12 protein-coding genes and 1 tRNA gene are annotated in these 13,786 nt (G+C 65.9%); 10 read left to right on the top strand and 3 right to left on the bottom strand.

All coding sequences use genetic code 11. The annotated features are described in order from the left end of the window. Nucleotides 1-19: 19 nt before the first annotated feature. The 3 genes from AB4850_RS16970 (at nt 20) to guaD (ending at nt 3,871) form a co-directional block, all read left to right on the top strand. The gene (locus AB4850_RS16970) at nt 20-1,045 is read left to right on the top strand and encodes an adenosine deaminase (protein ID WP_414444185.1); all 1,026 of its coding nucleotides are present in this window, start codon (nt 20-22) and stop codon (nt 1,043-1,045) included. 101 nt (nt 1,046-1,146) lie between these two features. Beyond that, entirely contained in the window at nt 1,147-2,523 is a 1,377-nt protein-coding gene (locus tag AB4850_RS16965) for an NCS2 family permease (protein ID WP_414444184.1), read from the top strand. 37 nt (nt 2,524-2,560) lie between these two features. After that, a complete protein-coding gene (gene guaD / locus AB4850_RS16960) occupies nt 2,561-3,871 on the top strand; it encodes a guanine deaminase (RefSeq protein ID WP_414444183.1) in 1,311 nt (436 codons plus the stop codon). A 165-nt stretch (nt 3,872-4,036) separates the two neighbouring features. Here guaD and AB4850_RS16955 read toward each other — a convergent pair whose 3' ends face one another. Then, nucleotides 4,037-4,744, bottom strand: a complete 708-nt coding sequence (locus AB4850_RS16955; protein ID WP_414444182.1) for a DUF4136 domain-containing protein — start codon at nt 4,742-4,744, stop codon at nt 4,037-4,039. Nucleotides 4,745-4,954: 210 nt separating this feature from the next. Between AB4850_RS16955 and pepN the strand changes: the two genes are divergently transcribed. The 6 genes from pepN (at nt 4,955) to AB4850_RS16925 (ending at nt 11,292) form a co-directional block, all read left to right on the top strand. After that, on the top strand, nt 4,955-7,660 hold the full coding sequence (gene pepN, locus AB4850_RS16950) for an aminopeptidase N (RefSeq protein WP_414444181.1): 2,706 nt from the start codon (nt 4,955-4,957) through the stop codon (nt 7,658-7,660). A gap of 373 nt (nt 7,661-8,033) precedes the next feature. Further along, nucleotides 8,034-9,053: a class 1 fructose-bisphosphatase gene (locus tag AB4850_RS16945; RefSeq protein ID WP_414444180.1), complete on the top strand. Its 1,020-nt coding sequence runs from the start codon at nt 8,034-8,036 to the stop codon at nt 9,051-9,053. A gap of 314 nt (nt 9,054-9,367) precedes the next feature. After that, nucleotides 9,368-9,443: transfer RNA gene (locus AB4850_RS16940), tRNA-Thr, on the top strand. A 304-nt stretch (nt 9,444-9,747) separates the two neighbouring features. Then, nucleotides 9,748-9,999, top strand: coding sequence for a GlsB/YeaQ/YmgE family stress response membrane protein (locus AB4850_RS16935; RefSeq protein WP_414445535.1), 252 nt, complete (start codon nt 9,748-9,750; stop codon nt 9,997-9,999). A 336-nt stretch (nt 10,000-10,335) separates the two neighbouring features. Further along, nucleotides 10,336-10,482: a hypothetical protein gene (locus AB4850_RS16930; RefSeq protein WP_206126554.1), complete on the top strand. Its 147-nt coding sequence runs from the start codon at nt 10,336-10,338 to the stop codon at nt 10,480-10,482. Between the two features lie 222 nt (nt 10,483-10,704). Beyond that, nucleotides 10,705-11,292, top strand: a complete 588-nt coding sequence (locus tag AB4850_RS16925) for a chorismate mutase (RefSeq protein ID WP_414444179.1) — start codon at nt 10,705-10,707, stop codon at nt 11,290-11,292. Nucleotides 11,293-11,359: 67 nt separating this feature from the next. On the opposite strand, the gene AB4850_RS16920 is transcribed toward AB4850_RS16925, so the two are convergent. Continuing rightward, a complete protein-coding gene (locus AB4850_RS16920) occupies nt 11,360-12,517 on the bottom strand; it encodes an exonuclease domain-containing protein (protein ID WP_414444178.1) in 1,158 nt (385 codons plus the stop codon). A 115-nt stretch (nt 12,518-12,632) separates the two neighbouring features. After that, nucleotides 12,633-12,836 carry a cold-shock protein gene (locus AB4850_RS16915; RefSeq protein WP_206126557.1) on the bottom strand — a complete coding sequence of 68 codons (204 nt, stop codon included), beginning with the start codon at nt 12,834-12,836 and terminating at the stop codon, nt 12,633-12,635. 399 nt (nt 12,837-13,235) lie between these two features. On the opposite strand from AB4850_RS16915, the gene AB4850_RS16910 reads away from it, so the two are divergent. Continuing rightward, nucleotides 13,236-13,484, top strand: coding sequence for a hypothetical protein (locus AB4850_RS16910; protein WP_414444177.1), 249 nt, complete (start codon nt 13,236-13,238; stop codon nt 13,482-13,484). The last annotated feature ends 302 nt before the right edge of the window (nt 13,485-13,786 follow it).

Here is a 13,786-nt window from a genome sequence, read left to right as displayed (position 1 = left end):
CCGACCAGGACATCCCCTCATGACTCCGAATTTTCAAGAGAAGATCGCGCTCGCCCCGAAGGCCGAGCTGCACATCCATATCGAAGGCTCGCTGGAGCCGGAACTGATCTTCAAGCTCGCCGAACGCAACGGCGTGAAGCTCGCCTACGCATCGGTCGAGGCGCTGCGCGCCGCGTACGCGTTCACCGACCTGCAATCGTTCCTCGACATCTATTACGCCGGCGCGAGCGTGCTGCTCGAGGAACAGGATTTCTACGACATGACGGCCGCCTATGTGGAGCGCGCGCTGGCCGACAACGTGATCCACACCGAAATCTTCTTCGACCCGCAGACGCACACCGAACGCGGCGTGCCGATCGAAACGGTAGTGGCCGGCATCGACCGCGCGCTGGCCGATGCCGAGCAACGCGGCCTGTCGAGCAAGCTGATCCTCTGCTTCCTGCGCCACCTGTCGGAAGAAGACGCACTCGCCACCTTCGACGCCGCGATCCCGCTGTTCGAGAAATATTCGCGCCGCCTGATCGGCGTGGGCCTCGATTCGTCCGAGCGCGGCCATCCGCCGTCGAAGTTCGCGCGCGTGTTCGCGAAGGCCCATGCCATGGGCCTGAAGCTGGTCGCGCACGCCGGCGAGGAAGGCCCGCCGGAATACGTGATCGAGGCGCTCGACCTGCTCAAGGTGGACCGCGTCGATCACGGCGTGCGCAGCATCGAGGACGCCGCGCTGGTGGCGCGGCTAGCCGACGCGCGCATCGCGCTGACGGTGTGCCCGCTGTCGAACCTGAAGCTCAAGGTGTTCGACGACCTGACCCAGCACACGCTGAAGGTGCTGCTCGACAGCGGCGTGGCCGTGACCATCAATTCCGACGATCCCGCCTACTTCGGCGGCTACGTCAACGAGAACTACTTCGCGACCGTCTCCGCGCTGTCGCTCGGCGACCAGGACGTTTACACCGTGATCCGCAACGGCTTCGAGGCGTCCTTCGTCACCGAGGGCGAGCGCGCCGCGCTGATCGCGAAACTCGATTCGCACTGGCATCCGGCATGACACCCACGTCCTGCCGGGGAGGCCGATGCAAGCCGCGACGCGCGCCTGCGAGCGCGCGCGCACCGTCGTCCCCATAACAGAGACTGAGGAGAGCTTTCCCGATGGACACGTACAACGGCAGCAAGACACCGGCATCGAGCAGCGCGCTCGACCGCTTCTTCGGCATCCGCGAATCCGGTTCGCGATTGCGCACGGAAATCGTCGCCGGCATCACGACGTTCCTGACGGCGATGTACATCATCGTCGTCAATCCGGGCATCCTGGCGCAGGCCGGCGTGCCGTTCGCGTCGGCGCTGACCGCCACCGTGATCGTCAGCTTCCTCGGCAGTTGCGCGATGGGGCTCTACGCGCGCAACCCGGTGCTGGTCGCGCCGGGCATGGGCATGAACGCGCTGTTCGCGTTCGTCATGGTTCACGGCGGCAAGATGCCGTGGCAGACGGCGCTCGGCTGCGTGTTCTGGGCCGGCGTGATCTTCGCCGTGCTGGCCGCGTTCAATGCGCGCAAGCTGGTGGTCGATGCGATCCCGCCGAACCTGCGCCACGCCGTGTCGTGCGGCATCGGCTTGTTCATCTGCCTGATCGGGCTGGTCAACGCGAAGTTCGTGGTGGGCGACCCGGTCACCATCGTGCACGGCGCCTCGCTGAATCCGGTGGTGATCACGTTCCTGGTGGGGCTGGCCGTCACCACCGTGCTGGTGGTGCGCCGCGTGACCGGCGCGCTGATGATCGGCATCGTCGTCACCACCCTGCTGGCGATCCCGATCGGCCGCGTGTGGGGCGACGGCACCGCCTACTGGCCGGCCGCGATCGCCACCAAGACGCTCGTCAACTGGAACGGCCTGGTGGCCGCGCCCGATTTCTCCGGCATCGGCCAGCTCGACCTGATCGGCGCGCTGAAGGTGGCCTACTGGCCGTTCATCTTCGTGATGCTGTTCACGGCGTTCTTCGATGCGCTCTCCACCTTCATGGCGATCTCCGAAGCCGGCAACCTCGTCGATCGCGACGGCAACCCGCGCAACATCCGCCAGTCGATGATGGTCGACGCGTTCGCGGCGGTGGTGTCCGCGCCGCTCGGCACCAGCCCGGCCAACGCCTATATCGAATCGGCGGCCGGCATCTCGGCGGGCGGGCGCACCGGCCTGGTGGCGGTGGTGGCGGGCCTCTGCTTCCTGCCGTTCCTGGTGCTCTCGCCGCTGCTGTCGCTGGTGCCCGCGATCGCCACCGCGCCGGCGCTGATCCTGGTGGGCGTGTTCATGATGGAATCGATTACCAAGATCGAGTGGCACCGCTTCGACGAGGCGATCCCCGCGTTCATCGCGATGGTGCTGATCCCGCTCACGTATTCGATCACCGACGGCATCGCCTATGGCTTCCTGGCGTTCGTCGTGCTGAAGCTGTTCACCGGCCGCCGCCGCGAGATCAAGCCGGCGATGTGGATCGTCGCCGCGCTGTCGGGCGTGCTGCTCGCGCAGTTGTGAGCCCGCGCCTCATTTCTTCGATGCTGGAGTGTTTCCCATGACTCAAACCGCCTATCGCGCCCGGCTGCTGACGTTTCGCGGCGACCCGGCGCATGCCGCCGACGCCGCCGCGTTCGAGGACGACGGCCTCGTGATCGTCGAGGACGGCCGGGTGGCCGCGTCCGGTGCCTACGCCGCGCTGGCCGGCCGTCTCGCGCCCGATACGCAGGTGGTCGCGCTGCGCGACAAGCTGATCGTGCCCGGCTTCATCGACACGCACATCCACTACCCGCAGACCGACATGATCGCCTCGCCGGCGCCGGGCCTGCTGCCGTGGCTCGACACCTACACGTTCCCGACCGAGCGCCGCTTCGAGGATCCGGCCCACGCGCGCGAGGTGGCGGGCTTCTTCATCGGGCAACTGCTGGCGGCCGGCACGACCACGGCACTGGTCTACTGCACCGTGCACAAGCAATCGGCCGACGCGTTCTTCGAGGTCAGCGAGGCGCACGACCTGCGCATGATCGCCGGCAAGGTGCTGATGGATCGCAATTGCCCCGAATTCCTGCGCGACACGGCGCGCTCGGGATACGACGACAGCGCCGAGCTGATCGCGCGCTGGCACGGCCGCGGCCGGCAGATGTACGCGCTCACGCCGCGCTTCGCACCGACCTCGACCGTCGAGCAGTTGGAGGCCTGCGCCGATCTCGCGCGCCGCCACCCCGACGTGTTCGTGCAGAGCCACGTGGCCGAGAACGTCGACGAAGTGAAGTGGGCGGCCGAGCTGTTTCCCGGCCATCGCAGCTATCTCGACATCTACGACCGCCACGGGCTGCTGCGCCCGCGCGCCGTGTACGGCCACTGCATCCACCTCGACGACGAGGATCGCCGCCGCATCGCCGAAACCCGGACGGTGATCGCGCACTGCCCCACCTCGAACTTCTTCCTCGGCAGCGGGTTGTTCGATTTCGATCGCGCCACCGCGCAGCATGCGCCGCTGTCGCTGGCGACCGACGTGGGCGGGGGCACCTCGTTCTCGATGCTGCAGACGATGAACGAGGCGCACAAGGTCGCGCGGCTGTCGGGCTATCACCTGAGCGCGACGCGCATGTTCTGGCTGGCCACGGCCGGCGCGGCGCAGGCGCTCGCGCTCGATGCCGAGGTCGGCACGCTCGCGCCCGGCTCGGAGGCCGATTTCGTGGTGCTCGACCCGGCCGCCACGCCGCTGCTGGCGCGCCGCAGCGCGCGGGCCGAATCGCTGGAGGAATTGCTGTTCGCGCTGGCGATGCTCGGCGACGACCGCGCCGTGCACAGCACCTATGCGGCCGGCCGCTGCGTCCACCGGCGCGAGGCGATGGTGGCCGCCTGAGCCGCCACACCGAGCGAGCCGGTGCCGTCGGCTCGCACACCCGCCAGGCTTCAGCGGACGATCCGGACGAAAAAACGGGCCTGGCGCATGCTCCTGCGCCAGGCCCGTTTTTGCCGGGCAAGCCGGCGCGTTACCGGCCCGCCGTGTCTTTATGCTGGTTTGCCGTTACTTCGCGCCGCTCGCCGCCGATGCCGGCGCGGCCGGCACCGCCCGCTCGTTCGAGCCGGCCGGCGCCGGAGCCGGGCCACCGCCATTGCGGTCCACCGGCAGGCGCACGGTGCGCGTCGCACCGTTGCCGAGCGGGAAATCGGCCAGCGCCGAGCGCGCCAGATACGGCATGGCCGTCACCAGCGAGCCGCCGCCGCCCGAATTGCGCGCACTGACGTTGTAGACCTCGCGGCCCGTCGCGCGCTCGGTGATGCGGATGTTCAGCGTGCGCTCGAACACGCGGTAAGTCTGATTCACGTAGCCGGCCGGCTGCGGCCCCCACGGCCCGAAGCCCCCCCACATGCCGCCGCGCCAGTACGGCCCCGGGCCGAACCACGGGTCGTAATACACCGGCTGCGGCACCGACACCAGATCGCCCTTGATGCCGTAGGTCAGGCCCACCAGGTAACGCGCGTCAGCCGCCGGCACGCGGCGGAACGACAGCGTGGCGAGCTCGTTGGCAACGAGGTTCTCGTAGGTCGCCGCCTCCAGGCTGTTCTGCTCGCCCGGCGTGCGCGAGAACGCATAGCTGCGCGTCGCGTCGCTGCCGCTCCAGTCGGAAAATGCCGTGACCTGCGTGCTCACATAGTTCGCGCAGCCCGACAGCAGCACGACGCAGGCGCTCGCGAGCCAGAACGCGGCGCGGAACGTACGATTCGCTTTCATCTTGATCCTTGGGTTCGATTCGATGTCGCCCCGGCGGGCGGCCTCGCGATCATACGCCGCGCGCCGCCGGCCGGATCATCAGCAGACCCGCCGGCACGCCGAAAGTTCGAACCGGGCGGGCGGCGCCAAGCCTTTGTACAATGGACAGCCCCGCCCCGCCGCCACAAGCGGCCGCTGGCGAATCCCGAACCCCTACTGCCCACGCTCGACATGTCCGATACCGCCGCCCATTCCGCCGTGATCCGCCGCGACGACTACACGCCGCCCGCGTTCCTCATCGACAGCGTCGCCCTCGAATTCGATCTCGTGCCCGAGCGCACGCTGGTGCGCAACACCCTGCGCGTGCGCCGCAACCCGGACGCCGCGCCGGCGCCGCACCTCGAACTGCTCGGCGAATCGCTCGAATTCATCGCCGCGCGCGTGAACGGCCAGCCGGTCGACACGGTGCGCGCGCACGAGCACGGGCTGACCGTCGAGAACCTGCCCGACACGTTCGAACTGACGATCGACAGCGCCTGCGCGCCGGCCGTCAACACCACGCTGTCGGGCCTCTACGTGTCGAGCGGCAACTTCTTCACGCAGTGCGAGGCGGAGGGCTTTCGCCGCATCACCTATTTCCTCGACCGCCCGGACGTGATGTCCACCTACACGGTCACGCTGCGCGCAAGCCGCGCCGACTACCCGGTGCTGCTGTCGAACGGCAACCTGGTGGATTCGGGCGAGCTGCCCGAGGGCCGCCACTTCGCGAAATGGGAAGACCCGTTCCGCAAGCCGAGCTACCTGTTCGCGCTGGTCGCGGGCAAGCTCGTGTCGATCGAGGAAACCATCACCACCGGCTCGGGCGCGAAGAAGCTGCTGCAGGTGTGGGTCGAGCCGCACGATCTCGACAAGACGCGCCACGCGATGGATTCGCTGATCCACTCGATCCACTGGGACGAAAAGCGCTTCGGCCTCGAACTCGATCTGGACCGCTTCATGATCGTCGCGGTCGGCGATTTCAACATGGGTGCGATGGAGAACAAGGGGCTCAACATCTTCAACACGAAGTACGTGCTGGCGAACCCCGAAACGGCCACCGACACCGATTTCGCGAACATCGAGGCGGTGGTCGGCCACGAGTATTTCCATAACTGGACGGGCAACCGCGTAACGTGCCGCGACTGGTTCCAGTTGAGCCTCAAGGAAGGCCTGACCGTGTTCCGCGACCAGGAATTCTCGGCCGACATGTCGGCCGGCGAAGCCGACGACGCCGGCGCGCGCGCGGTCAAGCGCATCGAAGACGTGCGCGTGCTGCGCCAGCTCCAGTTCGCCGAGGACGCCGGCCCGATGGCGCACCCGGTGCGCCCCGAAAGCTACGTCGAGATCAACAACTTCTACACGATGACCGTCTACGAGAAGGGCTCGGAAGTCGTGCGGATGTACCAGACGCTGTTCGGCCGCGACGGCTTCCGGCGCGGCATGGATCTGTATTTCGAGCGCCACGACGGCCATGCCGTCACCTGCGACGATTTCCGTCACGCGATGGCCGATGCGAACGGCCGCGATCTCGCGCAGTTCGAACGCTGGTACAGCCAGGCCGGCACGCCGCGCGTGTCGGTGAAAACCGCCTACGATGCCGCCGCCAAGCGCTACACAGTGACGCTGCGCCAGGGCTACGGCGAATCGGCCTCGGCCGCCGCGCGCGATACCCAGCAAGGCCCGCTGCTGATCCCGTTCGCGATCGGCCTGATCGGCGCCGACGGCCAGGACCTGCCGCTGCGCCTCGACGGCGAAGCCACGGCCGGCGGCACCACGCGCGTGATCGAGCTGACCGAAACCGAGGCGTCCTACACGTTCGTCGACGTGGCCGCCGCGCCGCTGCCGTCGCTGCTGCGCAATTTCTCGGCGCCCGTGATCGTCGATTACGACTACCGCGAAGACGAACTGGCGTTCCTGCTCGCCCACGACAGCGATCCGTTCAACCGCTGGGAAGCCGGCCAGCGCCTCGCCACGCGCGCCCTGCTGACGCTGGCCGACCGCGCCGCCGCGGGCAATGAGCTGACGCTCGACGCGGCGTTCGTCGACGCGTTCCGCCGCGTGCTGACCGACGACACGCTCTCGCCGGCGTTCCGCGAGCTGGCGCTGACGCTGCCGTCCGAAGCCTATCTGGCCGACCAGATGCGCGAGGCGAATCCGGCCGCCGTGCATCGCGCGCGCCAGTTCGTGCGCGGCCAACTGGCCGAGGCGATGCATGCCGACTGGCTGGCGATCCACGAACGTCACCGCACGCCGGGCGACTACGCGCCGACGCCGGAAGACGGCGGCCATCGCGCGCTGAAGAACCTGGCGCTCGCCTATCTGGCCGAACGCAAGCAGCCGGCCGACGCGGTGCGCCTGGCCACCGCGCAATACGAAGCCGCCAACAACATGACGGACCGCGCGGCCGCCCTCGGCGCGCTGCTGTCGGCCTCGGCCGCCGATGCCGCCGCGCAGGCGCCGGCCCAGCAGGCGCTGGCCGATTTCTATCAGCGCTTCGAGAAGGAAGCGCTGGTGATCGACAAATGGTTCTCGATGCAGGCCACGCGGCGCGGCACGGCCGAGCATCCGACGCTGGCCACGGTGCGCGCGTTGCTCGACCACCCGGCGTTCAACCTGAAGAACCCGAACCGCGCGCGCTCGCTGATCTTCGGCTTCTGCGCAGCGAACCCGGCGCAGTTCCACGCCGCCGACGGCTCCGGCTATGCGTTCTGGGCCGACCAGGTGCTCGCGCTCGACGCGATCAACCCGCAGGTCGCGTCGCGTCTGGCGCGCTCGCTCGAAAGCTGGCGGCGTTACACACCGGCGCTGCGCGAGCGCATGCGCGAGGCGCTCGAACGCGTCGCGGCCGGCGTGAAGTCGCGTGACGTGCGCGAGGTCGTCGAAAAGGCGCTGGCCTGACGGCAGTACCTGCCGCCTTCGGCATGACGCAACGGCCGGCCCGCTCACGCGGCGCCGGCCGTTTTTCATTCAGGCGTCACCGCCTCGACAGTCGCTCGGTAGCGGGATTGCGCCACGTACACGGGCTCACCCTGTATAGAGAAATGCGGCTCATCTACACGGTGCCGGGCGACATGCCCGACATCGTGCGCCCGATACCGCGTCCGGCCGGCATCGCGCCGGTGCACTGCCCGAAACCGAGCTGCCGTGAAGCGCCGGCCGCGCCCGGCTCGCGGCGCGCATTATGCTGCTGCGCGACAAAAAGGCGGCAGGCCCGGGCGAGGCGGGTAAAATTGCGGCCTAACAAGATTTCCTCGCCTCTCGGAGTTCAGCCATGTCCATTTCCCGACGTACCACGCTGTCGAAATTCCTGATCGAGCAACAGCGTGAGAACCACAACCTCCCGGCCGACCTGCGCCTGCTGATCGAAGTCGTGGCGCGCGCCTGCAAGGCGATCAGCTACAACGTCTCGAAGGGCGCGCTCGGCGAGGCGCTCGGCACCGCCGGCAGCGAAAACGTGCAAGGCGAAGTGCAGAAGAAGCTCGACATCCTGTCGAACGAGATCCTGCTCGACGCCAACGAATGGGGCGGCAACCTCGCCGCGATGGCCTCGGAAGAAATGGAAACGTTCTTCCCGATCCCGGAAAACTACCCGCGCGGCGAATACCTGCTGGTGTTCGATCCGCTCGACGGCTCGTCGAACATCGACGTGAACGTGTCGATCGGCACGATCTTTTCGGTGCTGCGCTGCCCGGACGGCAAGGAAGCCACCGAGGAATCGTTCCTGCAGCCGGGCACGCGCCAGGTCGCGGCCGGCTACGCGGTGTACGGCCCGCAAACTGTGCTGGTGCTGACCACCGGCTACGGCGTGAACTGCTTCACGCTCGACCGCGAACTCGGTTCGTGGGTGCTCACGCAAAGCAACATGCAGATTCCGGCCGATACGCGTGAATACGCGATCAACGCCTCGAACGCGCGCCACTGGTACGAGCCGGTGCAGCGCTACGTCAACGAACTGAACGCCGGCGCCGACGGCGAGCGCGGCGAGAACTTCAACATGCGCTGGATCGCCTCGATGGTCGCCGACGTGCACCGCATCCTGAACCGCGGCGGCATCTTCATGTACCCGGCCGACGCCCGCACGCCGGACCGCCCGGGCAAGCTGCGCCTGATGTACGAAGCGAACCCGATGTCGTTCATCGTCGAACAGGCCGGTGGCGCGGCCACCACCGGCACCGAACGCATCCTCGACGTGCAGCCCACCGGCCTGCACCAGCGCGTGCCGGTGATCCTCGGCTCGAAGAACGAAGTCGAGCGCGTCGAACGCTACCACCAGGAAGCCGCGGCCAAGTAAGCCGCGGGCGGCGCAAGGGCAACGCATTGCAGCGCCGCAAAAAATGCGCCGGGAAGGGGCCGCCCCCTTCCCTCGCGCGTGGCTTTCAACGTAGAATTCGCCGCGTTGAAAGAGTCAGGGTCAGATGGTTGGTAGCGGTTGTCGACGCTCGGGGTGACACAAACACGAAGTCGAGCGATTCGCTGCGATTGATTGCGAGATTGGATCCTTTCCGGATCAAGCACTTAGTCGAAGCAACGCAGAAATTTGAAAATTTCTTCGCCGAACCGCTTGCCAGCCTCGCAGAAATCACCCTATAATTTCATCTCTTTGTTGCCGGTGTAGCTCAGTTGGTAGAGCAGCGCATTCGTAATGCGAAGGTCGTAGGTTCGACTCCTATCTCCGGCACCATCCGAATCAAGCAGAAAGCCCGATCCTCGTGATCGGGCTTTTTGTTTTTCCGCCTCGGTTTCTCCCTCCGCTTCACGCCGAAAGCCCGCCGAAAGGCTCTGGACAAGGGTTTCTCCTCGAAAAAATCTTTGGTTACGCCTTTGCCGGCTGCCTAACATTACTTAACGCTCCTGACCCGGCTATTGAAGTAAATTGCGTGGGCAACGGGCCGGGAGCCAGCGGCGCATCGAGCCGCAAGGCGGTGCAATGCCCGCGGCCGGTTCGTTCGTTTCTCGACATACCAACAGCAACCTGGAGAACCACCATGGCTCATGGCTTGATTATGTGGCTCATCATCGGCGCGATCGCCGGCTGGCTTGCCGGCCTGCTCGTGAAGGGCGGCGGATTCGGGCTGATCGTCGACATCATCGTCGGCATCGTCGGCGCGATCATCGGCGGCTGGCTCGCGGCGAAGCTCGGCATCGCGGTCGGCGGCGGCTTCTTCGCCTCGATCATCGTCGCCGTGATCGGCGCGGTCATTCTGCTGTTCATCATCCGGCTGTTCAGGCGCGCGTAGCACCCGAGCCGTGTCGCCCGGCGGCCCGCAAGCTTGCGCTCCGCCGGGCGCGTCCTCCCGCCATTTCGCGCCGCCGGCATCGCGCGCTTCCCTCAAGCAGTCGATCCGCTTCACATCCCTCTCACACCCTTCCCCGTTTTTCCGGCATCGAGCCATCCGACGAATCCGTGCAAACCCTCACGGGATGGATGCGCGCGCACCTATTTTGCCGATGTGCGGCACGCCAAAATCGCAGCAGCTGTGCGGTTTAAGCAACACCCACAAATTGAAACGATTCCTCGCTGGAAATCTTCGAGTTAGGAGATCGATAATCGACACACCGCAAGGAGAATGATCATGGATGAGAAACCACTTCGCATGCCACCTCCCGAGAAAGTGATGAGCCCGGACCCGGAGCCGGTGGCCGTCGAGTTTCTCGCCGAACTGCCCGACCATGTGCGCGCGTTCTTCGACGAACAGCACAAGCTCGGCACGCCCAAGTGACATCGGCCTGCGCGTCCTGAATCGCCAGTCGATCGCGTCCCGTTTCTTGCACCCGCAGGCTTGCTCGCCACGACATGCTGTGCATCTTGCCGGCCTCGCCGGCCGCTCGGGCGCGTTCGTCCGGATGCACTGAACACCGCCTGAGCGCGTTCACACCGTACCTTCGTTTATCCTCGTCGTTTTCCGCTTCGTCCGGCTGCCTGCCGGCTCACGCCGACTCCCATGACATTTCCCCTTCGCTTTGCCGGCGCCTGCGTGTCGCTGGCCGCCCTGCTTATTGCGCTGCCGGCCAGCGCCGACGGCGACGACACGCCGCTGACCAACCTCGTCGCGCTTGCCTCGCAACGAATCGCACTGGCCGAACCGGTCGCGCAATGGAAGTGGGCCAATCACAAGCCGATCGAGGACAAGCCGCGCGAAGCTCAGTTGCTGGCCGACGTCGAGCGCCGCGCGGTGGCGAGTGGGATCGATCGCGACTACGCGCATGCGTTCTTCGCCGATCAGATCGAGGCGAGCAAGATCATGCAGAACGCGCTGTTCGCGAGCTGGCGCGTGAGCCAGCCGCCGCAGGGCACGCCGCCCGACCTCGCGTCCACCACGCGCCCGCAGTTCGACAAGCTGACGCAATCGATGATCGCCGCGCTGGCCCGCGTCGCACCGCTGCGCGAGGCGCCCGATTGCCAGTCGCGCGTCGCAGGCAGCATCGCCAACTGGAAAGCGCTGACGCGTTACGACTCGCGGCAGACACCGGCGCTCGATACGGCGCTCTCGCATGTCTGCGCGGGTGGCGGGGCGAGTTCGATGGGATAAGCGGTGTGGAGCGAATCAGCCGCTCGACATAAAGCCGTTTCGATATCGATCGGTGTTTCGGCCAGCGTTATTCGGCCGAAGCCTCGACAGTTACCGGCGTCACTGCCAGCGGCACCGTCTCGAGGCCGCGCGCGAGATGCGTCTGAAGGATGCGGCAGATCCCGGCATGGAACCCGCCCTCGCCGGGCGCGAGCGCCACGGCCAGCTCGATGGCCTGCGCGACGCTGGCAGCCGAACCGAGATAACGCCAGTTGTCGACCACGAGGTACGACGCCGCACCGCCCTCCTGCTCCACGATCGCCACCGGCCCGTCGAACGGCCAGGGCGTGCTGCTGCCGGTGGCGCTGCGCCGCGTGTCGCTCGCCTTACGGTTGAGCGGCGGCTTCAATTCGGCAATCCACGCTGCTTCGACCAGCATCGCGCCCAGTTCGCCGCGCGTTTCGCGCCAGGCGATGCGCCGCACCTGTTCGGCCAGCTTGCGCTCCTTGGCCGAACGCCGCTCGCCGGTCAGCAAAGCGCGCAGCCGATTGCGCACCCGCACGCTGCGCCCGATGAACAGCGGCGCATCGTGCTCCCCGAACAGCGCATACGCGCCGCAGCCGGCCGGCGAGCGCTCCAGGTCGTCTTCGGTCAGGTTGCCGGCGAGACGATAGCGGCGGGTGGTCTGATCGATCTGCTCGGCCAGCCGCTCGGCGGGCACCAGCGCCGGCAGCCGCTGCCAGAATTGCCAGACGAGATCGGCGTCGGCGAGTGCCCGGTGCCGTGCGTTCGGCACCAGCGCATGGCGCTCGATCAGCGCGTCGAGCCCGTGCCGCGCCTCGCGCGGAAACAGCGCCCGCGACAGCCGCACCGTGCACAGCATGTCTGGATTGAACGCCAGCCCGGCGCGCTCGAATTCGGCGCGCAGGAAGCCGCGGTCGAAGCTCGCGTTGTGTGCGATGAACAGCTTGCCGTCGAGCCGCGCATACAACTCGGCCGCAATCGATGCAAAGCTCGGCGCGCCGCGCACCATCTCGTCGGTGATGCCGGTCAGTTGCTGGATGAAGGCGGGAATCGGCTGGCGCGGATCGATCAGCGAAGTCCAGGTGGACACGCCATCGGGCCCCACCTCGACGACACCGATCTCGGTGATGCGATGGTCGGCCGCGGAGCCGCCGGTGGTTTCGAGGTCGACGAAGACGAGCGGCGAATCGATGACAGGAAGAGACGAGGACAGATCGGACATATCTGCGGAAAGCGATACCGGTGGATGACGCGCGAACCGCGCACGGTAGCGATTCTACCCGCCAAAAACAAAGCCCCCGCTATTGCGGGGGCTTGGAATCACGGGTTAACCCGGATTAAGCAGCCTGAATATTGGCAGCTTGCTTGCCTTTCGGGCCCGTCTTGACTTCGAACGAAACGCGTTGGTTTTCCTTCAGCGTCTTGAAGCCATCCATACGGATTTCCGAGAAGTGCGCAAACAGATCCTCGCCACCGTTGTCCGACGTGATAAAGCCAAAGCCCTTAGCATCGTTAAACCATTTCACGATACCGGTATCCATATTCTTCATTCCCCAAACAATTTAAATAAAACGAGCAACCCTTGAGTGTGCCGTCACCGAAAGCCCCGGCCCCGCTAAACCTCGTGGACGATGAGCAGTAAGCACCGCAGACTTCGTGGTGCTTTTATAAATGCGACGCTCAATGCTCGTCAAGAAAATTCTTCACATCTTCTTATTCCATTTGACGCCGATCCCGACGGACGGGGCACACGGCCAGAAAAATGCGCCAATTAGGCTTGTCTGACCTGTCATTATTACTAGGGCAACGGTATTAAATTATCAAAATAGCAAAAAATACCGAGCAAGTAAAAAATATCGGTGACTCGGTATTTTTCCGGGTTGCCCCGGGCATTTCGATTTGCGAAGCTGGAAACGGTTACGGTAGGACAGGAGGCGAAAATGTTTGACGCTCTGAAACGCTTCGCGCATCGAGTCGGCATGTTGCGCCGCCACAAAACGATTGCGCCCGCAATCCCGTCGACTTCCGCGTTCGACGCCGAGTTCGAGACGACCTGGCACGGCGATCACTGGCAGAACCTGCTCGCGTCACCGCTCGATGCACGTCATTACGTGATGGAAGATTGGGCGCAACCGGCCATGATTCCGTACGGCGAGTTGGCCGACGCCCCCACGAAGCGTCGCCGCTAGATCGCTCGGCCGGGCACCCGCCCGGCTCGACAAACCGCACAGGCAAAAAAAAGCGCGACTGGAAGGTCGCGCCGACAAAGGTTTGGAGATCTTTTCCGTCAACGAAAAAGTCTGCTTCGGAAAGCAGAGACTTCAGTATAGCGATTGCTTCGCGCACCATTATCGGTGGTCTTCACAAACCTCTATTGCCGTTGCCTCAACAATCGCCGCGCCGGCGATCATCTCGCTTCGCGCACCCCGTTTTTGTCTCCATCGCGCAACGCGAAAATCGCTTCGACATCCTGATCAAAATCCCGCTCACC

The organism is Burkholderia sp. 22PA0106 (assembly GCF_047497155.1).
In the GTDB taxonomy this organism is placed as follows: Bacteria; Pseudomonadota; Gammaproteobacteria; order Burkholderiales; family Burkholderiaceae; genus Burkholderia.
Note: the sequence above shows the minus strand (reverse complement) of the source record. Positions and strands in the feature narration are given on the sequence as shown.

What these genes read in the sequence shown, in the direction of transcription:
- AB4850_RS16915 (WP_206126557.1), bottom strand. Translation starts at nt 12,836, where the DNA reads ATGGATACCGGTATCGTGAAATGGTTTAACGATGCTAAGGGCTTTGGC.
- AB4850_RS16935 (WP_414445535.1), top strand. Translation starts at nt 9,748, where the DNA reads ATGGCTCATGGCTTGATTATGTGGCTCATCATCGGCGCGATCGCCGGC.
- AB4850_RS16930 (WP_206126554.1), top strand. Translation starts at nt 10,336, where the DNA reads ATGGATGAGAAACCACTTCGCATGCCACCTCCCGAGAAAGTGATGAGC.
- pepN (WP_414444181.1), top strand. Translation starts at nt 4,955, where the DNA reads ATGTCCGATACCGCCGCCCATTCCGCCGTGATCCGCCGCGACGACTAC.
- AB4850_RS16970 (WP_414444185.1), top strand. Translation starts at nt 20, where the DNA reads ATGACTCCGAATTTTCAAGAGAAGATCGCGCTCGCCCCGAAGGCCGAG.
- AB4850_RS16945 (WP_414444180.1), top strand. Translation starts at nt 8,034, where the DNA reads ATGTCCATTTCCCGACGTACCACGCTGTCGAAATTCCTGATCGAGCAA.
- AB4850_RS16910 (WP_414444177.1), top strand. Translation starts at nt 13,236, where the DNA reads ATGTTTGACGCTCTGAAACGCTTCGCGCATCGAGTCGGCATGTTGCGC.
- AB4850_RS16925 (WP_414444179.1), top strand. Translation starts at nt 10,705, where the DNA reads ATGACATTTCCCCTTCGCTTTGCCGGCGCCTGCGTGTCGCTGGCCGCC.
- AB4850_RS16955 (WP_414444182.1), bottom strand. Translation starts at nt 4,744, where the DNA reads ATGAAAGCGAATCGTACGTTCCGCGCCGCGTTCTGGCTCGCGAGCGCC.
- AB4850_RS16965 (WP_414444184.1), top strand. Translation starts at nt 1,147, where the DNA reads ATGGACACGTACAACGGCAGCAAGACACCGGCATCGAGCAGCGCGCTC.
- AB4850_RS16920 (WP_414444178.1), bottom strand. Translation starts at nt 12,517, where the DNA reads ATGTCCGATCTGTCCTCGTCTCTTCCTGTCATCGATTCGCCGCTCGTC.
- guaD (WP_414444183.1), top strand. Translation starts at nt 2,561, where the DNA reads ATGACTCAAACCGCCTATCGCGCCCGGCTGCTGACGTTTCGCGGCGAC.